At 71.2% G+C, this 21,924-nt stretch carries 16 protein-coding genes; 3 read left to right on the forward strand and 13 right to left on the reverse strand.

Annotation, left to right across the window (positions count from 1 at the left end):
• Positions 1 to 4: 4 nt before the first annotated feature.
• Complete coding sequence (locus tag L0984_RS28550) at positions 5 to 973, reverse strand: Bug family tripartite tricarboxylate transporter substrate binding protein (RefSeq protein ID WP_234197801.1); 969 nt, start codon at positions 971 to 973, stop codon at positions 5 to 7.
• Positions 974 to 1,166: 193 nt separating this feature from the next.
• Here L0984_RS28550 and L0984_RS28555 point away from each other — a divergent pair, with 193 nt between their 5' ends.
• The gene (locus L0984_RS28555; protein WP_234197802.1) at positions 1,167 to 1,979 is read left to right on the forward strand and encodes an IclR family transcriptional regulator; all 813 of its coding nucleotides are present in this window, start codon (positions 1,167 to 1,169) and stop codon (positions 1,977 to 1,979) included.
• Positions 1,980 to 2,007: 28 nt separating this feature from the next.
• On the opposite strand, the gene L0984_RS28560 is transcribed toward L0984_RS28555, so the two are convergent.
• Genes L0984_RS28560 through L0984_RS28570 form a run of 3 tightly spaced genes read right to left on the reverse strand, consistent with a single transcriptional unit; the run spans position 2,008 to position 3,141 of the window.
• On the reverse strand, positions 2,008 to 2,379 hold the full coding sequence (locus L0984_RS28560) for a carboxymuconolactone decarboxylase family protein (RefSeq protein ID WP_234197803.1): 372 nt from the start codon (positions 2,377 to 2,379) through the stop codon (positions 2,008 to 2,010).
• The gene (locus L0984_RS28565; RefSeq protein ID WP_234197804.1) at positions 2,372 to 2,929 is read right to left on the reverse strand and encodes an RNA polymerase sigma factor; all 558 of its coding nucleotides are present in this window, start codon (positions 2,927 to 2,929) and stop codon (positions 2,372 to 2,374) included. Before L0984_RS28565 ends, L0984_RS28560 begins: the two co-directional genes overlap by 8 nt.
• On the reverse strand, positions 2,926 to 3,141 hold the full coding sequence (locus L0984_RS28570; RefSeq protein WP_234197805.1) for a YgaP-like transmembrane domain: 216 nt from the start codon (positions 3,139 to 3,141) through the stop codon (positions 2,926 to 2,928). Before L0984_RS28570 ends, L0984_RS28565 begins: the two co-directional genes overlap by 4 nt.
• 212 nt (positions 3,142 to 3,353) lie before the next feature.
• Here L0984_RS28570 and L0984_RS28575 point away from each other — a divergent pair, with 212 nt between their 5' ends.
• Both L0984_RS28575 and L0984_RS28580 read left to right on the forward strand, forming a co-directional pair.
• Positions 3,354 to 3,605 (forward strand): type II toxin-antitoxin system Phd/YefM family antitoxin, encoded by a 252-nt coding sequence (locus tag L0984_RS28575; protein ID WP_234197806.1) that lies wholly within the window; start codon positions 3,354 to 3,356, stop codon positions 3,603 to 3,605.
• Complete coding sequence (locus L0984_RS28580) at positions 3,602 to 3,856, forward strand: Txe/YoeB family addiction module toxin (protein ID WP_234197807.1); 255 nt, start codon at positions 3,602 to 3,604, stop codon at positions 3,854 to 3,856. The genes L0984_RS28575 and L0984_RS28580 overlap by 4 nt, the downstream gene beginning before the upstream one ends.
• Before the next feature lie 39 nt (positions 3,857 to 3,895).
• Here L0984_RS28580 and L0984_RS28585 read toward each other — a convergent pair whose 3' ends face one another.
• From L0984_RS28585 to glgB, 9 genes are all read right to left on the reverse strand, one after another.
• Positions 3,896 to 4,672: an alpha/beta hydrolase family protein gene (locus tag L0984_RS28585; RefSeq protein ID WP_234197808.1), complete on the reverse strand. Its 777-nt coding sequence runs from the start codon at positions 4,670 to 4,672 to the stop codon at positions 3,896 to 3,898.
• Positions 4,656 to 5,822 (reverse strand): DUF3182 family protein, encoded by a 1,167-nt coding sequence (locus L0984_RS28590; RefSeq protein ID WP_234197809.1) that lies wholly within the window; start codon positions 5,820 to 5,822, stop codon positions 4,656 to 4,658. The genes L0984_RS28585 and L0984_RS28590 overlap by 17 nt, the downstream gene beginning before the upstream one ends.
• Before the next feature lie 70 nt (positions 5,823 to 5,892).
• Positions 5,893 to 6,132, reverse strand: coding sequence for a DUF3606 domain-containing protein (locus L0984_RS28595; RefSeq protein WP_234197810.1), 240 nt, complete (start codon positions 6,130 to 6,132; stop codon positions 5,893 to 5,895).
• Positions 6,133 to 6,227: 95 nt separating this feature from the next.
• Positions 6,228 to 11,327: a malto-oligosyltrehalose synthase gene (gene treY / locus L0984_RS28600; RefSeq protein WP_234197811.1), complete on the reverse strand. Its 5,100-nt coding sequence runs from the start codon at positions 11,325 to 11,327 to the stop codon at positions 6,228 to 6,230.
• 188 nt (positions 11,328 to 11,515) lie between these two features.
• Complete coding sequence (treZ, locus tag L0984_RS28605; protein ID WP_234197812.1) at positions 11,516 to 13,426, reverse strand: malto-oligosyltrehalose trehalohydrolase; 1,911 nt, start codon at positions 13,424 to 13,426, stop codon at positions 11,516 to 11,518.
• Between the two features lie 22 nt (positions 13,427 to 13,448).
• Positions 13,449 to 14,366, reverse strand: coding sequence for a mechanosensitive ion channel family protein (locus L0984_RS28610; protein ID WP_370646227.1), 918 nt, complete (start codon positions 14,364 to 14,366; stop codon positions 13,449 to 13,451).
• The gene (gene treS, locus L0984_RS28615) at positions 14,363 to 17,716 is read right to left on the reverse strand and encodes a maltose alpha-D-glucosyltransferase (protein WP_234197813.1); all 3,354 of its coding nucleotides are present in this window, start codon (positions 17,714 to 17,716) and stop codon (positions 14,363 to 14,365) included. Before treS ends, L0984_RS28610 begins: the two co-directional genes overlap by 4 nt.
• 33 nt (positions 17,717 to 17,749) lie before the next feature.
• The gene (locus tag L0984_RS28620) at positions 17,750 to 19,819 is read right to left on the reverse strand and encodes an alpha-1,4-glucan--maltose-1-phosphate maltosyltransferase (protein ID WP_234197814.1); all 2,070 of its coding nucleotides are present in this window, start codon (positions 19,817 to 19,819) and stop codon (positions 17,750 to 17,752) included.
• Positions 19,816 to 21,750 (reverse strand): 1,4-alpha-glucan branching protein GlgB, encoded by a 1,935-nt coding sequence (glgB, locus tag L0984_RS28625; RefSeq protein ID WP_234197815.1) that lies wholly within the window; start codon positions 21,748 to 21,750, stop codon positions 19,816 to 19,818. Before glgB ends, L0984_RS28620 begins: the two co-directional genes overlap by 4 nt.
• Positions 21,751 to 21,924 lie beyond the last annotated feature (174 nt).

Consider the following 21,924-nt stretch of genomic DNA (forward strand, 5'->3'; position numbering starts at 1 on the left):
CTTCTCAATCCACCCGCGCGCCGGACTCGCGCACGGCCGTGCCCCAGCGCGCCTGCTCGGTCTTCATGAAGGCGCCCAGTTCGGCGGCGGTGCCGCCGCGGGCCTCGCTGCCCTCGTCGCGCAGGCGGGCCACCACGTCGGGACGCTTGAGCGCGGCATTGGCCACGGCATTGAGCGCATCCACCGCCTCGGCCGGCGTGCCGGCCGGCGCCACCAGCGCCTTCCAGTCCTCGGCGACGAAGCCGGGGTAGCCGGATTCGGCCACCGTCGGCACGTCCGGCAGCACCTCGATGCGCTTGCCCGAGGTCACAGCCACGGCGCGCAGCTTGCCGGCCTTGACCATCGAGATGACGCTGGGCGGCGTGGCGAAGTAGATGTCGGTCTGCCCGCCCAGCATGTCGGTGATGGCCGGGCCGGCGCCCTTGTAGGGCACGTGCATCACCTGGATGCCGGCGCGGCGCGCGAACATCTCGCCGGCCACATGGCCCACCGTGCCGGTGCCGGCCGAGGCCATGGTCAGCTGGCGCGACTTGGACTGGGTCTTCAGGTCGGCCAGCGTGTGGATGGCGGAGTCGGCGCGCACCACCAGCACCACGGGCTGCGACGCGAGCAGCACCACGGGCGCGAAGTCCTTGGCCGCGTCGAAGGGCATGCGGCTGTAGAGCGCAGGGTTGATGGCCAGGTTGGCCGTCTGGCCGGCGCCGAAGGTGTAGCCGTCCTTGCGGGCCTTGGCCACGGCATCGAGGCCGATGTTGCCGCCGGCGCCCGGCTTGTTGTCGATGACGAAGTTCCAGCGCGTGTCCTTGGCCGTGATCTCGTTGACCACGAGCCGCGTGAGCACGTCGGTGCCCCCGGCCGGCGGAAAGGGCACCACGATCTTGATGGGCTGGGTGGGAAAGCCGGCCTGCGCGGCGGCCAGGGCGCCGTGCAGGGCGAGCGTGGCGCACAGCGCCAGACGGTGGAAGGTCTTCACAGGGGTCTCCTTTGCTTCATGCCGTTCTATTAGGCAGAACAACAATCTGTTGGATAGAACTGTAGACCGACCACAGCGCCCAGGCGTACCGGGTTAACCCTGGCATGCCCGGCGCATCGGGCGCGCCGTGCGGCCATGTCACACTGCGGCCGCTCCCGCGAACCGCCGCCCCCTCCCGTCCCCCGCCGCCGCCATGACCGACGCCGCCCCCTCGCCTGCCGATCCCGCCGACGCCGCTGCCTCCGACTCCAGCGGCGTGGCCGTGCTCGACCGCGCCTTCGCGCTGCTGGCCGCCTTCGACGCCGACAGCGCGCGGCTCACGCTGTCGGAGCTGTCGCGCCGCACGGGCCTGTACAAGAGCACGGTGCTGCGGCTGCTGGGCGCGCTGGAGCACGGCGGCTTCGTGCGCCGTCTGGCCGACGGGCAGTACGCCATCGGGCCGCAGCCGCTGCGGCTGGCGGCGGTGTACCAGCGCTCCTTCCAGGTGGGGCATGTGATCGAGCCGCTGCTGGAGCAGCTGAGTGCCGCCAGCGGCGAGACGGCCTCGTTCTACGTGCGGCACGGTCTGCAGCGGGTGGCGCTGTTCCGCGTGGAGCCCGCGCGTTCGGTGCGTGCCTCGGTGCAGGTCGGCCAGGGCTATGCCATCGGCCAGGGCGCCTCGGGCAAGGTGCTGATGGCCTTCGGCCTGCAAAGCGAGCCCGACCTGCCCGAGCTGCCGGAAGCCGACGCCATCCGCGCCCGGTTCTGGGCCACCTCCTGGGGCGAGCGTGACCCCGAGACGGCCTCCGCCGCCGCCCCGGTGTTCGGCGTGGGCGGCGCGCTGCAGGGCGTGCTGGCCATCTCCGGCCCGCGCCAGCGGCTCGAACAGGGCGACACCATGCGCACCGCCTGCCGCCAGGTGCTGGAGGCCGCGCGCAACGCCACCGCGGCGCTGGGCGGCAACGTGAGCGGCTTCGCCCACGGCCTGGACCTGCTGGCGCGCGAGGGCATCGCCCCCCGCGCCTGAGCGCCAGCCGTCCCGAGCGCCAGGGCCCTCAGCGGCCGGGGCCGGGGCCGGCGGCGGCGCCCTCGAACAGCCGCAGCGCCAGCAGGCCGTGGCCGAGCGTGGCGCCCGCGCGCACCGCGGCGGCGATCAGCGCGATCTCGGCCAGCTCTTCGGGCGTGGTGCCCAGTTGCCGCGCGCCGCGGGTGTGGACATCCAGGCAGTAGGCGCACTGCGTCGTCAGGGCCACGGCCAGCGCGATCCACTCGCGCGTCCTGGCCGGGATGTGGCCGTCGGCCCGGCGAGCCGCGTGGTCGAAGGCGAGAAAGGCCCGCGCTTCGGGCGGCGCCAGGGCCGCGAGCGCCGGGATGCGCTGCAGGTCCTCGGGCGACTGGTAGCCGCGTGGTGCCTGCGGCTCAGCCATGGCCCACCTCCCCGTCCTTGAGCCAGTAGCCGCTTTGCAGCAGCTGCTCGCGCACCATGGCGCGCGCCCGGTGCAGGCGGCTCTTGACCGCCGCGAGGCTCAGGCCGAGTTCGGCCGCCACCTCGGGGGCGGTCAGCTCCTGGATGTCGCGCAGCACCAGCACCTCGCGGTACAGGGCGGGCAGGCGTTCGACCGCACGCGCCAGGTCCAGGCGCAGATCGTGCGGAACGGCCGGTGCCGCCAGCATGTCGGGTTCGGCGGCCGGCACGCCAGCGTCGGCGCCGCCGCCGCGCCGGAACAGGCGGAAGCACTCCCGCTCGACGATCCGGAACAGCCATCGCGCAAAGGTCGCCACCGTGCGCAGGGCGCCGATATGCCGATAAAGCTGCCAAAGCGCCTGTTGCACCGCGTCCTCGGCGTCTTCGGTGGTCGCGCAGGTGCGGCGGGCAAAGCGCCGCAGGTCGGGCTGGCAGTCGTGCAGCAGGCGCGCCAGGGCGGCAGCGTTGCCGGCGCGGGCCGCTTCGACCAGGGGCAGACGCTCGCGGATCATCGACGTCCCCGGGGCTGGCGCAGGCCGAAGAGCGCGCAGGCGGGACAGAAGCCGGCCAGCGCCGTGCCCGCCAGCACGACCGCCCCGCCCGCAGCCAGCATCGGCAGCCAGCCGTCGGCACGCAGCCACCAGGCCGCCACGGCCAGGAGGGCGGCGCCCAGCAGGCGCAACAGGCGCTCGCGGGCGCCCAGGTTGGTGGAAAGAAAGCGCATGGTGTCCTCGTCAGTGTCAGGAAGTGGATGACACGGGACAAGAGGCGCGGCAAAGGCAAAAGGATTCAGGCGGCAGTCGTCAGCGGGCTGACGCTTCGCGCCTGGATGAAGGACTAGACACGACGGTGATCCGGCAGAGCGGGGTTTTCCAGCACCAACGCCGACGGCGCACTGCATCTGTACAATTTCACGTACAAGCACAGGAGTCCCGCATGGATGCCATTTCCTATTCCGCCGCCCGCGCCAACCTGGCCAGCACCATGGATCGGGTGTGCAACGACCACGAGCCGCTCATCATCACGCGCAACGGCGAGCAGTCGGTGGTGATGCTGTCGCTCGAAGATTTCACCGCGCTGGAAGAAACCGCGCACCTGCTGCGCAGCCCCGCCAACGCGCGGCGCCTGCTCGGTGCCATCGAACAGCTGGAAAGCGGCGGCGGCATGCCCCGCCAACTGGCCGAATGAAACTGGTCTTCGCCGAGGCGGCCTGGGAGGACTACCTCTTCTGGCAGCAACAGGACCGTCGCATGCTGGAGCGCATCAACAAGCTCATCAGGGAAATCCAGCGCGCCCCCTTCGCCGGCATCGGCAAGCCGGAGCCGCTCAAGCATGCACTGGCAGGCTACTGGTCCCGCCGGCTCACGGACGAACACCGCATCGTCTACAAGGTGGAGGGCGACGCCCTTCTGATCGCGCAGTTGCGCTATCACTACTAAGCGCCCGGCAGCAGCAGCCGCCACCCTCAGCCGCCTGCCTCAGGGCGGGCTGACCGGCGCACGCGAGGCCGCCATGTCCGGCGCCACGTGCAGCCCCCGCATCATCTCGGTCATCCACGTCACCAGCAACGCGCCGTAGGCCTTGCGCCAGGCTTCCTTCGACAGCGCATGGTCCGCGCCCGAGAGCACCCGGTAGGTGACCGAGCGCACGGCGCGGAAGGAACCCAGGTAGTTGGCGATGACCGGATGTGGCACGGTGCTGTCGTGCTCGGACTCGACCACCAGCACGTCGCCGCGGAAGGCCTCGCAGGCCCCCAGCGCGCGGTTGGCCTCGGGCGCGATGGAGGTCAGGCGATAGGCCGCCAGGTCGCTGCGGCTGAGCTGGCCCTTGGGCACCTCCCAGTCCTCGTCGCGGTAGAGCGCAGGCGCGCGCATGGCCAGCCAGCGCACGGGCCGCAGGCCCGTGACCAGCGCCGCCAGGTAGCCGCCGTAGCTGCTGCCGACGATGGCGATGGCGGTGGGATCGACGGCGGGATGGCCGGCCAGCGTGTCATAGGCCGCCAGCACGTCGCGCAGGTTGTCCTCGCGCGTCACGTCCAGCCGCTGCGCGGCGTGGCGGGCGTGGCCGCGCAGGTCGAAGGTGAGGCAGACGCAGCCGAGTGCGGCGATCTCGCGGGCCCGGGCCAGGTACTGTTCCTGGCTGCCGTCCCAGCCGTGCACCAGCAGCACGCCGGGCACCTTGGCGGCCGCCACCAGGGTGCCGTCGATCTTCTGGTCGTCGACGGCGATCTGCAGGGTCTCAAGCTGGGTCTGCATCAGGAAGGATCAGCGCATAGCGGGTGATGAGGCCCACGCTCGGGTCCACATCGCGGTAGTAGATCTGCGCGCCCTCGGGCGCTTGCTCCTCGCCATAGCACTCGCCGCTGGCAGCGCGCAGCTGCTGCAGGGTGGGGTCGGCATGGAAGCGCTCCAGCGCGGCGATCTCGGCGCTGGTGGCGCCGCCCAGGCGCCAGGACTGCTCCAGCACGCCCGAGCGCCACTGGCCGTGCACGTCCATGCCCTGCGCCACGTCGTAGTTGATGCGCGAGGCGAAGAAGCCGGCGTAGCTGCGCTCCACGGCCGCGTGGTAGCTGCGCGCCTGGGCCACGGCCAGGCGCAGCGCGTCGGGCAGGAAGGGCTCGGCCATCAGCACATCCAGTCCGCCGCGCACCAGCGTGAGCTGCGAGCCGCCGTAGACGGCCTCGCCCTGGTTGTCGTAGGTCAGCCGCTGATGGCCGTAGTAGCTCAGCACCAGGCTGCCGACGAGCACCTGGCCCACGCTCACGGTGTCGGGATGGCGCAGGTTCTCTTCCAGCACCACGCCGTCGGCGGCGATGGCGGGCTCGCCCAGCGCCTCCAGCTGGCGGTCCAGCGATTCGGTGTCGTGGGCCACGCTCTGGCCCCGGCCGGCGGTGCCGCGCACGGCCTTCACCCGGACGGGACCACGGGCCAGCATCATCCGGCCAGCCCGCTGCGCCTCGACCCGACTGAAGGCGGTGTAGCCGTGCAGCACCGCATCGGCCGCCTGCGCGGCAAAGTCGGCCGACCAGCCTTCGGGCCGCGCCGCATCCGCATCGACCAGCGGATGGGTGATGGCCTTGGTGGCGACGAAGGAATGGGGAACGACGCCGCCGAACAGGTCGTGCGGGCCGTGGATGCCAGCGGCCTGGGCGTCGGCGGTGGTGAGGGTGTCGTTGGGCACCACGTACTGCGGTGCGCCTGCGGGGCGCTGCGGATCGAAGTCCCCGGCAAAGCGGTAACCCTTCAGGGCCGCCAGCCGTTGGGCGAAGTCGGTGCGGGCGGCGCGCTCATGGGCGCTGTCGTAGCCGCGGCCCGGCACATGCCAGAGCCAGGTTTCGCCCGGCGGGGTGCCCGGCGCGGGCATCAGCGGAGGGGCCAGGCCCTCCTCGAAATCCAGTTGGGGCATCGGTGCTCTCCAGTGTCCGGTGGCCATGGAGCGATGCTGCGAAGGCGGCCGGCCGGCCGCGTAGGTGATTTCAGGCAGTGAGCGTCGGCCACGGGGCGGCGGCGGGCGGGCGGGCGCCCCAGCCGTCGCGCATGAGGCGGCGCACGGCGCCGGGCGAATCGCCCACGCGCTCCACGGCCAGGCGCAGCAGCGATTCGGTGACGCCGAATTCGCCCATCCAATAGCTCACGTCGTCCCGGCAGTCGAGATGGATGCGCTCGGGGTGCTGGAGCACGCTGCCGGGGAACACGGCACTTTGCAGGGTAGTCATGGCTGTCTCCGTCGGACCTGGATGTGGAGGACCATGATGAGGCGCGACGCCGCCAAAGGCAGCAGGCATCGGCCGGCCACCATGAAGGACGCCGCCTACACCGCGTGTTCCGCGGGCACCAGCACCGCGCAGGGCAACGTCTGCAGCAGCGCGTCGACCGCCACCCAGCCGCCCTCGACATGGCGTCCGCTGAGCACGTCGCGCCAGCCGCCCGGGCGCTGCGGCAGCGCCAGCGTGGTCGCCGCCCAGGCCTGCGCGTCCCAGCCCTCAGGCGGCGGCGCGTCGCGGCGGTCGTCGTCCTGTTCGGCAAAGAAGCGGCCCGCGACGAAGACCAGCGCATCGTCCCCGGCCTGCCGGGTGAAGGCGACCACGGCCTCGTCGGCCGGCCCATTGGCGTACAGGGGCTGGTGGTCGCCGTCGCGCACCAGGGCGGCATGCTCGCGGCGCATCTGCAGCAGGCGCCAGGCCGTCCACAGCTTGGCCTCGCCCAGGCGCGCGGGTGTCATGCGCTGGGCCAGGCCCTCGGCCATGCGCTCCGGGCGGGCGGCCAGGGCCTCCAGGCCGGCCAGCAGCTCGCTGCGCGCCGCGTAGTCGACCGGGCGGCGGTTGTCGGGATCGACCAGGCTGAAGTCCAGGCACTCGGTGCCCTGGTAGGTGTCGGGCACGCCGGCCGAGCAGAACTTGAGCGCCGTGAACACCAGCGAATTGAGTCCGCCCCACCAGGCCAGCCGCGCGGCCAGCGGCTCGAAGTCGGCGCGGAACTCCTCGCTGTCCACCACGCCGCGCACGAACTGCGCCAGCGCGCCTTCGTAGGCCTCGTCGGGCATCACCCAGCTGGTGTGGCGCTTGCCCTCGCGCGCGGCCTTGTGCATGTAGCGCACCAGCCGCTCGGCCAGCTCCTCGCGGGCCTCTTCGTCGGCGCCGCCGGCGGGCCAGATGCCCAGCATGGTCTGGTAGAGCAGGTATTCGTCGGCGCGCGACGGTGTCACGCCATGGTCGAGCAGCGCGACCTGCGCCTCCGGCTCGGCCAGCGCATGCCAGCGGCGCAGCGCCAGGCGCCAGGTGGCCGGCATCTCCGAGAGCACATGCAGGCGCATGCGCACGTCCTCGGCGCGCTTGTTGTCGTGGGTGGAAGTGGCCAGCAGCGTGTGCGGCCAGCGGCGGGCGCGGTCGGCGCTGGCCTCGTGGAACTGCTCCAGCGTGAAGCCGAAGGTGGCCGGATCGCCCCCCACCTCGTTGAGCGAGGCGAGCGGGTACCAGCGGTAGAAGGCCGTGTCCTCCACGCCCTTGGCGGCCACCGGCGCGCTGAACTGCTGGAAGCGCGCCGCCAGCCGCAGCACCTGTGGATGCAGCACCGGGTCGCCCGCATGCAGCTCGCCGCGCAGCGCCTGGCCGACGAAGTCGTAGATGCTGTCGTCGGCCAGCTCGCCCCGCTCGCGCGCGGCGGCGATGGCATCGTCGATGTAGCGCTGGTCCTGCGCGGAAAGGCCGCGGTCGGTCACGTAGCTGCGGTAGACGCGCATGCAGGTGGCCACCTCGGCCAGCGCGCGGCGCAGGTTGTTGAGGGTGTAGTCGCGCGTGCGGCGGTCGGCGCGGGCGATGCGCAGCGCGGCCGTGGCGATCATGGTCAGGTCCGAGGCCAGCGCATTGCGGGTGACGGCCCGCTTGCCCAGGTACTCGACCTCGTGGAAGGGTGCGTCCTCGCCCGTGAAGCCGCGCCAGATGCGGTCGAAGGCGGCGTCGGACTCGGTCTGCACCAGCACGCCTGCGGCCACGTTGGCGAAGCGGTAGCCGGTGGTGCCATGGATGGCCCAGGCCTCGGGCACCTCCTCGTGGCCGGCGGCGATCTTCTCGGCGACCACGTAGAGCGGCCGCTCGGGCCGCCCGCTGCCGTCATCGGCCGCCAGGCGCCGGCCGGTGCGCCGCGCGAAGCCCTGCTGCAGCCGGTCGAAGTACGCGGCCGGGTCGTGCAGGCCATCGGGATGGTCGATGCGCAGGCCGTCCACCAGGCCGCGCGCAGCCAGGTCCAGCGGCAGGGCATGCGTGGCCTCGAAGACCTCGGGCCGCTCCATGCGCAGCGCCGCCAGCTCGTTGACGTCGAAGAAGCGGCGGTAGTTGATCTCGTCCGAGGCCACACGCCAGAAGGCCAGGCGGTAGTGCTGCGCCTCCAGCAGCTGGTGCAGCGCCTCGCGGTGGCGCGGATGGTTCCAGCGCGCCACGGCCGCCTGCACGGCGCTGCCGAAGGCGGCCGATTCGCCGATCAGCGCGGCCAGGCGGGCCTGCGCGGCGGTCTTGTCGCGGGCGCGCCGCGCGGCGTCGTCCGCGCCGGCGGGCAGCGACTCGAAGGCCTGCGCCACGCCGGCCAGGGCGGCCGCGTCCTCGGGGCCGGCCATCAGCGGCTCGGCCGAGCGCAGCACGGGCGCATAGCTTTCGGGCGCGACCGGGAAGCAATGGTCGTGGTAGTGGATGGCCAGCCGGCCGCCCGCGGCGTCCAGGCCCAGCTTCAGCTCGCCGTCGTCCAGCACCTGGCCGTAGGCGCCGCCCAGCACGGCCAGCAGCACCTTGCCGGCCAGCTCCGGGTCGGCGGGCTGCCATTCGATGTCGAAGTGGTTGGCGTAGAGCGAGGCGGGGCCGTTTTCCAGCACGTCCTCCCACCAGGGGTTGTCGCCGCCGAGCACGCCCATGTGGTTGGGCACCAGGTCGAGGATCTGACCCATGCCGTGGCGCTGCAGCGCGGCGCAGAAGCGCATGAAGCCGGCCTCGCCGCCCAGCTCGGGGTTGATCTGGTCATGCGCCACCACGTCGTAGCCGTGGGTGCTGCCCGGCCGCGCGCGCTGCAGCGGCGAGCAGTAGACATGGCTGATGCCCAGCCGCTGCAGGTAGGGCAGGATGGCGATGGCATCGTCGAAGGTAAAGCCGGCATGGAACTGCAGCCGGTAGGTCGCCCGCGGCAGGCGCAGCGGATGGCGCACCGGGCCTTCCGCCGCGGCCGCACCGCCCACGGCCGGCCGTTCGGCGGCCACGGCCGCGGCGATGGCGGCCACGCGCGGCGCCTGCGCCCATTGCTCCACCGGCAGGGCCAGCCGGCGGCGCCAGTTGGGATGCTCGTGCACCGTGCCCGGCAGGTTGGCCTGGCCGCGCTCGCCCAGCAGGTCCTCGGCCTGCACCATCAGCAGCCGCGACGGCGCCTGGGCCAGCCAGCCGTGCACGGCGGCCGCGGCCTCGGTGCCGAAGTCGCCGCTGCCCAGCAGGCGCGCGCCCGCCTCGGCATCGAGCCGGCCGGCATCCTCCAGCGCGAAGGCCAGCTGCACGCGGTCGGCCGCGCGCTCCGCCAGCTGCTGGCGCGCCATCTCGTCGCTGGGGTAGAGCTGCAGGCGGATGCGCTCGCCCAGGTCGGCCCCCGACCACCAGCCTTCCAGCGTGGCCAGATCGTGCGTGCTCACCGCCGCCAGCGCCTGGGCCGGGTAGGCCGCGGGGCGCTTGAAGGCCGCGCCCTCGCGCTCGAACACCATCAGCCGGTACGACAGCAGGCCGTAGCGCTGCATGAGCGCCCGCGTGGCGTCGGTGACCGTGCCCAGGTCCTCGCCGATGACGACGCAGCGCTGGCGTCGGCTTTCGAGGGCGACGATGGCCATCATCTCCTCGGCCGGATAGGCCACGTAGGCGCCGCTGGCGGCCTTCTCGCCGGGTGGGATCCAGAACAGGCGGGTCAGCCCCATCACATGGTCGATGCGCACCGCGCCGGCGTTGCGCATGCTGGCGCGCAGGGCCTCGATGAACAGGCCATAGCCGCTGGCGCGCAGGGCTGCGGGCCGCATGGGCGGCAGGCCCCAGTCCTGGCCCAGCTGGTTGAGGGCATCGGGCGGCGCACCCACGCTGGCGCCGGGCGCGAAGACGTCGCCGCCGGCCCAGGCGTCGGCGCCATGGCGGTCCACCGAGACGGCCAGGTCCAGGTACAGGCCGATGGCCATGCCGCGGCTGCGGCACTGGCGCGCGGCGGCCTCGAGCTGGCTGGCGGCCAGCCACTGCAGCCAGGCCTGGAACTCGACCTGCGCCGCATGCTGCTGCGCGAAGGCCTTCACCTCGGCCGAGCCCGGATCGCGGTAGGCCGCGGGCCAGCAGGGCGGGCCCCAGCAGTCGGGATCGCGGGCACGCAGGTGACGGCGCAGGGCCTCGAAGGTGGCATGGCGCTGCAGCGCCTCGCCACGCTGCTGGCAGAAGGCCCGGAAGGCCTCATCGCGCTGGCGCGCGACCAGGCCGGGCTCGGGCACCTGGCGCCGGGCCTGCACATGCGCGTGCAGCAGCGCCAGCACCTCCAGCTTGGCGGCGGCCACGCCTTCGTGGTCCACCAGCGACTGGGCGCGCAGGTGGCCCAGCCGGGCCTGGAATTCGTCGGACTCCACCAGGCGTCGCGCCTCCAGGCAGTCGGCATATTCGGGCAGGGCTTCGACGGCGATGTACAGCGGATTGAGGAAGAGCCGCGAGGACGGGCTGTACGGGCTGCACTGGCCGGGATCGTCCGGGAACAGCGCATGCAAGGGATTGAGGCCCACGGCCTGCGCACCCAGGCCGGCCGCCTGTTCGACCAGGCGGCCCAGGTCGGCGAAGTCGCCCATGCCCCATTGCGTGTCCGAGCGCAGGCCATAGAGCTGCGCGGCCACACCCCAGTGCCGCACGCCCTCGGCATCGCCGGGTGGCGGCTGGCAGGAGGCCGGCGCGGCGATCACCAGCAGCTCGGCCGTGCCGACGCGCAGGCGGTGGTAGCCCATGGGCAGGGCGTCGGGCAGCTCCAGCACGGCATGGCGCTCGACGAGCATGCGCCCGTCGACCTGCCGGCGCGCGCCCTCGCCCTGGCCGAAGTCGATCAGGCCCTCATGGGCGCCGCCCTGCTCCAGCTGCAGGGTCCAGGGCGGTGCGGACTCGCCCTCGGGCCAGCGCAGGCTGAGGGGCACGCGCAGGCTGTCGGCCTGGGCCAGCAGCACCGGCGGCAAGGCCGTGCGCCATTCGGCCTCGTCCATGCGATCAATCTCGGCCTGCCACGCGGCCTCGTCCTGCGGGTCATGGCGCCCCAGGCCCAGCTCGTGCAACAGGCTGGCCAGGTGCCGCGGCTCCACCGCCACCTCGCGGCCCCAGACATCGTGGTAACGGGGGGACAGGCCGCAACGGGCGCAGGCGCGATAGAGGGCTTCGGACATGGAGGGACAGTCGCAGGAGGAAAAGGAAAAGGCTCACCCAGTGTGGACCAATCCGCCGTGGATGGGTGGATTGACTGGGCACGGGCGGCACCGGCGCATCGCGCAGCCAGGGGCCGGGCACTCCCCGCAGCACCGGGGGATGTACCGGAGAGTGGCGGGGCAGGCACGGCGGCGGCGGTCACACCTCGTCAGGGCGCCTCGAACACGGAGAGGGTGTCGTCGTCCTCGTCGAAGACCGGCAACTGCAGCAGGGCCGCACATCCGCCGCCCGGCGACAGCGCCAGCAGGGGCAGGCGCGGGCTCGGCCCGGCGGCCAGGTGGCAGCCCCAGCTGTGGAACACGCGGCCGGTGGGTGCGGCGCCCAGTTGCTCGGTATCGCCCAGGTTGATGACCATCTGCAGCCAGCATAGACCGTCCGGCTGCGACGGCGTCATTTCCCACTGCAGGAAAAGCAGGTCGCCGGACAGTTGCCAGCGGCCGCTGCCCGGTCTGGCCGGCAGGTGCGGCATCACGCGGCGCTTGCGCACCGCCAGCAGCGTGCGCACCTCGTGCACGCGCTCGCGATGGCCGGGCTGCTCGCGCTCGGCCCAATCAAGCCGGCTGGCGGTGAAGGTGCTTTCGGCGTTCGGGTCGGGGATGCGGGCGCGCGCCTCGGCACTGGTGAAGCCCTCGAAGCGGCCGAACTCGCGCCGGCGCCCGTCGGTCACGGCCTGGGCCAGCTCGGGCCCGAAGTCGCAGAAGTACAGGAAGGGGGCGGTGGCCGCCCATTCCTCGCCCATGAACATCAGCGGCACATGGGGCGACAGCAGCAGCGCCGCGCGCAGCGCCCGCAGCCGGTGGGCCGGGGCCAGCGCCTCGATGCGCTCGCCGAAGGCGCGGTTGCCGATCTGGTCGTGGTTCTGCAGGAAGGAGACGAAGGCCGTTGGCGGCAGCGCGTCGGTGGGCTCGCCGCGCGGATCGCCGTCGCGCGTCACCGAAGGCTGGCCGGTGTAGATGAAGCCGCCCGCCAGCGCCCGGCCGACCAGCGCCTTGGGTTCGCTCGCGTAGTCGAGGTAGTAGCCGTCGATCTCGCCCGTGGCCTGCACATGCGCGGCATGGTGGAAGTCGTCGTTCCATTGCGCCGTGGCGTCGTGCGGGCGGCCCTCGGCGTCGCGGGTGAGCAGGTGCGCGTGGTTGTGCTCGTTCTCCAGCACGACATGGATGGCGCGCTCGCGGCCAGGGCCCTGGCGCAGCGCCTCGGTGATCTCGCGCACGATGTGCAGCTCGGAGTCATCGCGGATGGCATGCACCGCGTCCATGCGCAGGCCGTCGAAGCGGAATTCCTCGATCCAGTAGAGCGCGTTGTGCACGAAGAAGTCGCGCACCGGCCGCGCATGGTCGCCGTCGTAGTTGATGGCGGCGCCCCAGGGCGTCTGGTGCGCGGGATTGAAGAACTGCGGGCAGTAGGCGTGCAGGTAATTGCCTTCGGGGCCGAAGTGGTTGTAGACCACGTCCAGCAGCACCATCAGCCCCAGGCCATGGGCCGCATCCACGAAGGCCTTGAGCGCCTCGGGCCGGCCGTAGCTGGCCTCGGGCGCGAACTGCAGCACGCCGTCGTAGCCCCAGCCGCGGGTGCCGGGGAAGTCGGCCACCGGCATCATCTCGATGGCCGTGACGCCCAGGGCCGCCAGTTCGGGCAGCTTCTTGCGGGCGGCGTCGAAGGTGCCCTCGGGCGTGAAGCCGCCGATGTGCAGTTCATAAATGACGGCCTCCCGCCAGGGCCGGCCCTGCCAGTCGTCGTCATGCCATTCGTAGGCGGCCGGGGCCACCACACGGCTCGGTCCGTGCACGTCGTCGGGGTTGTGGCGCGAGGCCGGGTCGGGCACTTTCAGGCCGTCGGGCAGCACGAAGCGGTAGTCGTCGCCCGCCGCGGCCGTGGCCACGTCGCAGCCGAACCAGCCCTCGTCGCCGACCGCCGTCATGGGGTGCGTGGCCCAGCCGGTGCCACGGGCGCGGCGTTCGACCATCACCTCGGCCACGCCGGGCGCCCACAGGCGAAAACGAACGCCCCCGCCCTCCAGCACCGTGGCGCCGAAGGGCATCTTGTGCTCACGTCTCATCGTTCGCTTTCAGCTTTCCATGTCAAAGAGGGGGCGGCGGATCGACCGGGCGGCGCGGGATCAGCGGATCGTCCGCGCCGCGGGCCGAGGCCGGGCGCGGCAGCGTCTCGCCATCGACCTGAGGCGCGGGCGGCGTGGCCGTGGCCGGCACCTCGGGCAGCGGGTCGAGCACCGTGCTGGGCGCTGCGGCGTCGGCCGCAGCCGCCTGGGCCGCCGCGGACGCTGGCGAGGCCACGGCAGGCCCCGCGGTGCCGCCCGTGCGGGGCACGCCCTCGGTCTCCGGCGGCAGCCATTGCTGGATGTGGCGCGACGCCCAGTCCTTGCCGGCCAGCCCGAAGGCCAGCGCCAGCGCAAAGACGAAGCCGGCCAGGATCACCAGGAAGCTCTCGCGCACGATGTCGCCGCCGATGCGCAGGTGGTCCAGCGCGATCAGGATGACGAACACCAGGATGGCGTACTGCGCGATGCGCGAGAAGAAGGTCGCGTCGGGCATGCCCACGTTGCGGCCGTAGGTGCGCACGGCATCGCCCACGAAACGGGCGAAGTAGGCGCCGAAGGCCAGCACCAGCAGCGCGACGAACACGTTGGGCACGAACCAGATCACCCGGCCCAGCAGATCGGTGATGTAGGTCAGCCCCAGGCCGTTGAAGGCGATGATCAGCGCTGCCAGGATGACGGCCCAGTAGGCCAGCAGGCCCACGAGCCCCGTGGTGTCCACCCGCACCCCGCCCTGGCGCAGAAAGCCGTCCAGCCCCGCCCTTTCGGTCAGCACCGGGAAGTTGACGGCCCGCAGCGCCTTGGTGACCGCAAAGCGCACCACCTTGGCGACGAGCCAGCCGCCCACCAGCACCAGCGCCGCGAACAGCAGCCGCGGCAGGAAGGCCGCGATCTGGTACAGGAAGGCCCGCAGGGGCAACAGCTGCATGCTGAAGTCGTTCATGGATGCTCACCTCCTCGTGATGCCTCGGACACCCCCGGCGCGCGTGCCAGGGCCAGCAGCCCCTGCAGCGGCACCTGGGCCCAGTCGATGCGGTTGTTGAGTTCGTAGCGCAGCTCGTACAGGGCCTTGTCGATCTCGAAGAGCGACATCAGCGCCTCGTCCGGTGCCGCGGCGCCGGCATGGGCCAGCGTGTCGCGGTAGCCGCCCAGGTAGGCGGCGCGCACGGCGGCCTCCCAGTCGGCGGCCACGGCGTTCAGGCGGGCCAGCTCGTCCACGTTCTGCGCCACCCGCTTGAGGGCCGACCAGCGCGCGTAGTTGAAGGAGCGCAGCATGCCGGCCACGTCGCGCAGGGCCGGGCCCTTGGCGCGGCGCTCGTCGATGCTGCGCGCGGGCTCGCCCTCGAAGTCGATGAGGATGAAGTCGTTGCGCGAGACCAGCACCTGGCCCAGGTGGTAGTCGCCATGCAGGCGCGTCTTGATGCCGCCGGTGCCCACGCCATCGAAGGCGGCGATGCGCTCCAGCAGCTGCGCCTGTCGCTCGATGAGCTGCCGGGCGTCACCCTGCGCGCCCTCGCCCAGCGTGGGCAGGCGCTCGGCCAGCAGGCTCATCGTGGCGCGCGCATCGTCGTGGGCGCGCAGGCGCAGGGCCTCGCGGTCTTCCGACGTGAGCGGCTCGGGCGCGAAGGCCGGGTCGTCCGCCGGCGCCGACGCGAAGGCCAGGTGCATCTCGGCCGTGCGCTGGCCCAGCAGGCGCATCAGCGTGAGGAAGGCGCCGTGGTCCACCTGCGCCGCCTCGGGGGCGGCCTGGTGCTCGGCCAGGGCACGCTCCAGGTAGGCCAGCGTGTACTCCCAGGCATCGCCCTGGTTGGGCACGAAGGCCTGCAGCAGGCCCAGGGTCATGACGGTGCCGTCGTTGCCGTGGTATTCGATGGCACCGGCCACCGGCACGCAGTTGGCAAAGCGCACCGTCTCCGTGAGGAAGCGGCCGATCTCCAGCTCGGGGTTGATGCCGGGCTGCACGCGGCGGTAGCACTTGAAAAAGAGCTGGTCGCCGAAGGTGAGGGCGGTGTTGCTGCTGGCCACGCTGGGCCGGCTCACGGCCAGGGCCTCGATGGCCGCGGCGTCCACGCCGGCCAGGTCGCGGCTGCCGGTGAAGCGGATCTCGCCGCCGGTGGCCGGCAGCACCAGCCCCTGCGCCATGGCCACCGCCACCGCATGGGCGAAGGCGGGGTCGAACATGGCGTCGCCCATCACGCCCACCTGGGCCTGCTGGCGCACCTTGGCGACCACGGCGGGCGCGTACTGCTTGATGGTCTCTTCGTCCAGGTCTTCCCAGGCGATGCCCAGCGGCATGAAGTAGCGGCCGCTGCCGCTGCCCGCCTGCACGTCCAGCAGCGGCAGCACATAGGCGCGCTCGCCGCGGTCCCAGGCCGCATGGTCGGCGATGCCCACGCGCTGGATCGGCTCGCCCTTGGCGGCATACCAGCGCTGCACCTCCAGGTGGCGCGGCATGACGTCGACCTCGAACTGCTCGCGCAGCCGGTCGGCCATGCCGATGCGCCAGGGCATGACGCGCTCGCGGAACAGGCTGGACCAGCCGTCGAAGAGCACCAGCACCGGCCGGTCGCGCAGCTGCAGGCCTTCCTGGTGCCAGCTGGGCACGTCCACGTCGGTGGCCAGGCGGAACCAGAAGAAGCCGTACGATGGCATCGTCAGCATGTACGGCAGCTCGCCGATGGGCGGGAAGGTGGTGCGGCCCAGCATCTCCACCGGCACGCGGCCCTTGAAGGCGCCCAGGTCCAACTCCACCGGCTGGGCGGCGCGCGAGAGGTTGAAGACGGTGAGGATGACCTCGCCCTCGTACTCGCTCAGGTAGGCCAGCACCTTGCGGTTACCGGGCTTGAGGAAGGTCTTGCGGCCGCGGCCGAAGGCGCGGCTGGTCTTGCGCACGGCCAGCATGCGGCGCGTCCAGTGCAGCAGCGAGCTCTGGTCGCGCAGCTGCGACTCGACGTTGACGGCCTCGTAGCCGTAGATCGGGTCCATGATGGGCTGCAGGTACAGCCGCTGCGGGTCGGCGCGCGAGAAACCGGCATTGCGCTCATTGCTCCACTGCATCGGCGTGCGCACGCCGTTGCGGTCGCCGACGAACACGTTGTCGCCCATGCCGATCTCGTCGCCGTAGTAGATGATGGGCGAGCCGGGCATGGACAGCAGCATGCCGTTCATGAGCTTGATGCGGTCCTTGTCGTTGCCCATCAGCGGCGCCAGCCGGCGGCGGATGCCGAGGTTGATGCGCGCCTGCTTGTCCGCCGCGTACGTGCTGTACATGTAGTCGCGTTCGCGGTTGGTGACCATCTCCAGCGTCAACTCGTCGTGGTTGCGCAAAAAGATCGCCCACTGGCAGCCCTCAGGGATGTCCGGCGTCTGCTGCAGGATCTCGACGATGGGGTCGCGGTCTTCCTGCGCGATGGCCATGTACATGCGCGGCATCAGCGGGAAGTGATAGCACATGTGGCACTCGTCACCGGTGCCGAAGTACTCGCGCACGTCCTCGGGCCACATGTTGGCCTCGGCCAGCAGGAAGCGGTTGGTGTAGTTGGCGTCGATGGCGGCGCGCAGCTTCTTGATGACGTCGTGCGTCTCGGGCAGATTCTCGTTGCTGGTGCCGTCGCGCTCGATCAGGTACGGAATGGCGTCCAGGCGGAAGCCGTCCACGCCCATGTCCAGCCAGAAGCGCATGATGCCGAACACCGCCTCCAGCACGTCGGGGTTGTCGAAGTTGAGGTCGGGCTGGTGGCTGAAGAAGCGGTGCCAGTAGTACTGCTTGGCCACCGGATCCCAGGCCCAGTTGCTGGTCTCCGTGTCGGTGAAGATGATCCGCGTGCCCTGGTAGATCTGGTCGGTGTCGCTCCAGACATAGAAGTTGCGCTCGGGCGAGCCGGCCGGGGCCTGGCGCGCCCGCTGGAACCAGGGATGGTCGCTGGAGGTGTGGTTGATCACCAGTTCGGTGATCACGCGTAGGCCACGGGCATGGGCCGCGTCCAGCATCTCCTTGAAGTCCTCCAGCGTGCCGAACTGCGGGTTGACCGCGCAGTACTCGCTGATGTCGTAGCCGTCGTCGCGCAGCGGCGAGGGGTAGAAGGGCATCAGCCAGATGGTGTTGACGCCGAGCTCCTTCACATAGTCCAGGCGTTCGGTCACGCCCTTGAAGTCGCCGATGCCGTCCCCGTTGGTGTCGTTGAAGGCCTTGACGTTGAGCTGGTAGATGACCGCGTCGCGGTACCAGGTGGGATCCTCGGAGCTGTCGATCTCGACGTTCTCCAGGGCCAGGCGGGGTGCGGTCTGCGTCATGCGGCGCGCCTCCTCAGAAGTGACTTGTTGCTGTTATTGGTAGTAGTCGAAGTCGCGCTCGCTGCGCGTCTTGCGCAGCAGATGCATGACATGGGCCACGCTGACGGCCGGGTCGAGCCGGATGAAGTGGCGCGCCCCCTGGCACATGAAGCGCTCGCCGCCGAGCAGGTCGTGCATCTGGAAGGACTGGCCGGGTTCCACGCTGAAGCCCATCGCCGCTGGGTCGAACTGCAGCCAGCCCCACTGGGCATGGTGCGGGTCGAGGTTGACCACGGTGACGATCACGTCCTGCCCGTCGGGCGACTGCTTGACCCAGGCGATGAGCTGGTCGTTGTCGATGGGCAGGAAGACGAGGCCCTCGTTGCGTTGCAGTGCCGGATGGGCGCGGCGGATGGCGTTGAGGTGCGCGATGTAGGGCGCCAGGCTGTCGGCGCGGCCGCGGTCCCAGTGGCGCAGCTGGTATTTCTCGGAGTCGAGGTATTCCTCGCTGCCCTCGTGCCGCGGCAGGTGCTCCTTGAGCTCATAGGCCGGGCCATAGATGCCGTAGCTGGCGCTGAGCATGGCGGCCAGCACCAGCCGCAGGCGGAACATGGCGTCGGAGCCCGTCTGCAGCTGCGCATGCAGGATGTCGGGCGTGTTGGGCCACACGTTGGGGCGGAAGTAGTCCAGCCCGGGCCGGCTGGACAGCTCGGTGAAGTACGCCACCAGCTCTTCCTTGGTGTTGCGCCAGGTGAAGTAGGTGTACGACTGCGAGAACCCCAGCTTGGCCAGCCGGTGCATCACCTTGGGCCGGGTGAAGGCCTCGGCCAGGAAGATGACCTGCGGATGGCTGCGCTTGACCTCGCCGATGGCCCATTCCCAGAAAGGGAAGGCCTTGGTGTGGGGGTTGTCGACACGGAACACGGTCACGCCTTGGGCGATCCAGTGGTCGAGCACGCCCTTGAGGGCGAGCCACATGCCTTCCCAGTCCTCGCTCTCGAAGTTGAAGGGATAGATGTCCTGGTACTTCTTGGGCGGGTTCTCGGCGTACTGCACGGTGCCGTCGGGCCGCCACTTGAACCAGGCCGGATGTTCCTTGACCCAGGGATGGTCGGGCGCGCACTGGAAGGCGATGTCCAGCGCGATCTCCAGGCCATGCCCACGCGCGGCCTTGACCAGCGCGCGGAAGTCCTCGTGCGTGCCCAGCGCGGGCAGGATCGCGTCGTGCCCGCCCTCCTCCGCGCCGATGGCCCAGGGGCTGCCGACGTCGCCCTCTTCCGTCACCAGCGCGTTGTTGCGGCCCTTGCGCTGCATCCGGCCCACCGGATGGATGGGCGGGAAGTACAGCACGTCGAAGCCCATCTTCGCGATGCCCGGCAGCAGGGCCTGCACATCGGCGAAGGTGCCGTGCCGGCCCGGCTCGGGCGAGGCGGAGCGCGGAAAGAGTTCGTACCAGGTCGAGTAGCGCGCCAGTGGCCGGTCGACCACCAGCGGAAAGCCGGGCTTGAGCGCCGTGGCATGCCGCCGGTCGGGATAGCGGCGCACGATGGCCGACAGGCCCTCGTCCAGCGCCTGGGCCTTGAGCAGGGCGGCGTCCTCGCCGGCATCGGCGGCGCGGGCCTCCAGCGCGATGGCCCAGCCCTGCAGGCGGGTCGCGTCCTGCGCCTGGCCGGCGTCGCGCGCCCGGCCGGCGGCGGCCAGGATCTCGGCCGCGCCCACACGGGCGGCGATCCGGATGTCGGCCGCATCCACGCGACGCTCCAGCTCGTGGTGCCAGGATTCGAAGGCGTCCACCCAGGCCTCGACGGTGTAGCGGTAGCGCCCGGGCACCGGCGGCACGAACTGGGCATGCCATTCGTCGTTCCACTTCAGCGCCATCTCCACCTCGGTCCAGGTGGCCTCGCCCTCGCGCTGCCAGTGCAGCATGACGCGCAGCATGTCGTGGCCCTCGGCGAAGCAGTGGGCCTCGACCGCGAAGGGCTCGCCGGCCACGCACTTGGCGGCGAAGCGGCCGTTGTCCACGCAGGGCAGCACGGCATCGATGACGGCACGCTGCCGGCCATCGGCCAGGCCGATGGGGCGCACCAGCGGCTGGGCACTGAGCAGGGAGGCCGGAGCGCTCATCGGAGGAGACCTTTCTCGGATTCGGTGTCGGGCGAAAGCGGTGCGCGCAGGTAGAGCGTGGACAGCGGCGGCACCGCCAACACCAGCGACTGCGCCTGGCGATGCGCCGGCACCGGCACGGTGTCGACGCCGCCCAGGTTGCCCCAGCCGCTGCCGTCGAATTCCTGTGCGTCGCTGTTGAGCAGCTCGGTCCAGGTGCCGGCCACGGGAACGCCCACACGCAGGCCCGGGCGCGGCACCGGCGTCATGTTGCACACCACCAGCACGGGTGCGCCGCCGTCCTTGGGCTTGCGCAGGAAGATGTAGAGGCTGCGCTCGGCATCGTCGGCCTCCAGCCACTGGAAGCCGGCCGCGTCGAAGTCGATCTGGTGCAGCGCCGGCTCCTCGCGCAGCAGCCGGTTGAGCTGGCGCACGAACTGCTGCAGGCCGCGGTGGCCCCACTGGTCGCTGACCCACCATTCCAGCTCGCCTTCGTGCGTCCATTCGCGGCGCTGGCCGAACTCGCCGCCCATGAAGAGCAGCTTCTTGCCCGGATGGGCCCACATGTAGCCGAACAGCGCGCGCAGGTTGGCGAACTGCTGCCATTCGTCGCCGGGCATCTTGCCGATCAGCGAGCCCTTGCCGTAGACCACTTCGTCGTGCGAGAGCGGCAGCACGAAGTTCTCAGTGAAGGCATAGACCAGCGAGAAGGTCAGCCGGTGGTGGTGGTAGCGGCGGTAGACCGGATCGTCATGCACATAGTCGAGCGTGTCGTGCATCCAGCCCATGTTCCACTTCATGCCGAAGCCCAGGCCGCCCATCTCGATGGGGCGGGACACGCGCGGCCAGGCGGTCGATTCCTCGGCCACCGTGAAGGTGTCGGGATGCTCGCGGTAGACGGCGCGGTTGAGGTCCTGCAGGAAGGAGACGGCCTCCAGGTTCTCGCGGCCGCCGTGCACGTTGGGCACCCACTCGCCGGGCTGGCGCGCGTAGTCCAGGTAGAGCATCGAGGCCACGGCATCGACGCGGATGCCGTCGATGTGGAAGCGGTCGAGCCAGAACAGCGCCGACGAGATCAGGAAGGCCCGCACCTCGTTGCGGCCGTAGTTGAAGATGGCCGAGTTCCATTCGGGATGGAAGCCCTGCCGCGCATCCGCATGCTCGTACAGGTGCGTGCCGTCGAACTCGGCCAGGCCGTGCGCGTCGGTGGGAAAGTGCGAGGGCACCCAGTCCAGGATGACGCCGATGCCCTGCTGGTGCAAGTGGTCGACGAAGTACATGAAGTCTTCCGGCGAGCCGTAGCGCGACGTCGGCGCGAAGTAGCCCGTGGTCTGGTAGCCCCAGGAGCCATAGAAGGGATGCTCCGTGACCGGCATCAGCTCCACATGCGTGAAGCCCATCCAGCCGATGTATTCGGCCAGGGCGTGGGCCAGTTCGCGGTAACCCATGAATTGCCCGTCGCGGCGGCGCCAGGAGCCCATGTGCAGCTCGTAGGTGCTCATGGGGGCATCGAGGGCGTTGCGCGCGGCGCGGCTGGCCATCCATGCCGAGTCGCCCCATTCGTGCGTGCCGGCCCAGATGCGCGACCCAGTGGCGGGCGGCAGTTCGGCGCTGAAGGCGAAGGGGTCGGCCTTCTCGCCCACGTAGCGGCCATCCGGGCCCCAGATGCGGTACTTGTAGGCCTGCCCGGGCTGCGCCGGGATGCCCTCGCCCTCCCACACGCCGCTGCCATCGGGCCGGGGCTGCAGGGCGTCGGCCTCGTCGTTCCAGCCGTTCCAGTCGCCGATCACCGCGACGCGGCTGGCATTGGGGGCCCAGACGGCGAAGTGGAAGGTGCCATCGTCGTCGGGATGCGCACCCAGCCGTTCATACAGGCGGGCATGGCTTCCCTCGCGCAGCAGATGCACATCCAGGGGACCGAATCGGGACGACGGAGCAGGGAGTTGGGACATGGGGCCGGCGGGCTTGATGGGCAACGTATGTTGTACCCCGCCGGCCTGGCGGCGCCCGGACGGCAAAGCCGCGGTGCCTTGTCGGACGGATGCCCACGTCCTTCGCGAGCGACGGGCTTGGTCCCACCCACGCCCCGTCTTGGCCCCTCTCCCCTCGCGGAAAAGGGGTTGGGA

Origin of the sequence: Pseudacidovorax sp. NFM-22 (genome assembly GCF_021401245.1) — a bacterium.
Taxonomy (GTDB): domain Bacteria; phylum Pseudomonadota; class Gammaproteobacteria; order Burkholderiales; family Burkholderiaceae_C; genus Xenophilus.

Excerpts from the sequence above, each read along its gene's own strand:
- L0984_RS28620 (WP_234197814.1), bottom strand. The coding sequence starts at position 19,819 with ATGAGCGCTCCGGCCTCCCTGCTCAGTGCCCAGCCGCTGGTGCGCCCC.
- L0984_RS28570 (WP_234197805.1), bottom strand. The coding sequence starts at position 3,141 with ATGCGCTTTCTTTCCACCAACCTGGGCGCCCGCGAGCGCCTGTTGCGC.
- L0984_RS28590 (WP_234197809.1), bottom strand. The coding sequence starts at position 5,822 with ATGCCCCAACTGGATTTCGAGGAGGGCCTGGCCCCTCCGCTGATGCCC.
- L0984_RS28560 (WP_234197803.1), bottom strand. The coding sequence starts at position 2,379 with ATGGCTGAGCCGCAGGCACCACGCGGCTACCAGTCGCCCGAGGACCTG.
- L0984_RS28565 (WP_234197804.1), bottom strand. The coding sequence starts at position 2,929 with ATGATCCGCGAGCGTCTGCCCCTGGTCGAAGCGGCCCGCGCCGGCAAC.
- L0984_RS28575 (WP_234197806.1), top strand. The coding sequence starts at position 3,354 with ATGGATGCCATTTCCTATTCCGCCGCCCGCGCCAACCTGGCCAGCACC.
- L0984_RS28595 (WP_234197810.1), bottom strand. The coding sequence starts at position 6,132 with ATGACTACCCTGCAAAGTGCCGTGTTCCCCGGCAGCGTGCTCCAGCAC.
- L0984_RS28555 (WP_234197802.1), top strand. The coding sequence starts at position 1,167 with ATGACCGACGCCGCCCCCTCGCCTGCCGATCCCGCCGACGCCGCTGCC.
- treS (WP_234197813.1), bottom strand. The coding sequence starts at position 17,716 with ATGACGCAGACCGCACCCCGCCTGGCCCTGGAGAACGTCGAGATCGAC.
- treY (WP_234197811.1), bottom strand. The coding sequence starts at position 11,327 with ATGTCCGAAGCCCTCTATCGCGCCTGCGCCCGTTGCGGCCTGTCCCCC.
- glgB (WP_234197815.1), bottom strand. The coding sequence starts at position 21,750 with ATGTCCCAACTCCCTGCTCCGTCGTCCCGATTCGGTCCCCTGGATGTG.
- L0984_RS28585 (WP_234197808.1), bottom strand. The coding sequence starts at position 4,672 with ATGCAGACCCAGCTTGAGACCCTGCAGATCGCCGTCGACGACCAGAAG.
- treZ (WP_234197812.1), bottom strand. The coding sequence starts at position 13,426 with ATGAGACGTGAGCACAAGATGCCCTTCGGCGCCACGGTGCTGGAGGGC.
- L0984_RS28580 (WP_234197807.1), top strand. The coding sequence starts at position 3,602 with ATGAAACTGGTCTTCGCCGAGGCGGCCTGGGAGGACTACCTCTTCTGG.
- L0984_RS28610 (WP_370646227.1), bottom strand. The coding sequence starts at position 14,366 with ATGAACGACTTCAGCATGCAGCTGTTGCCCCTGCGGGCCTTCCTGTAC.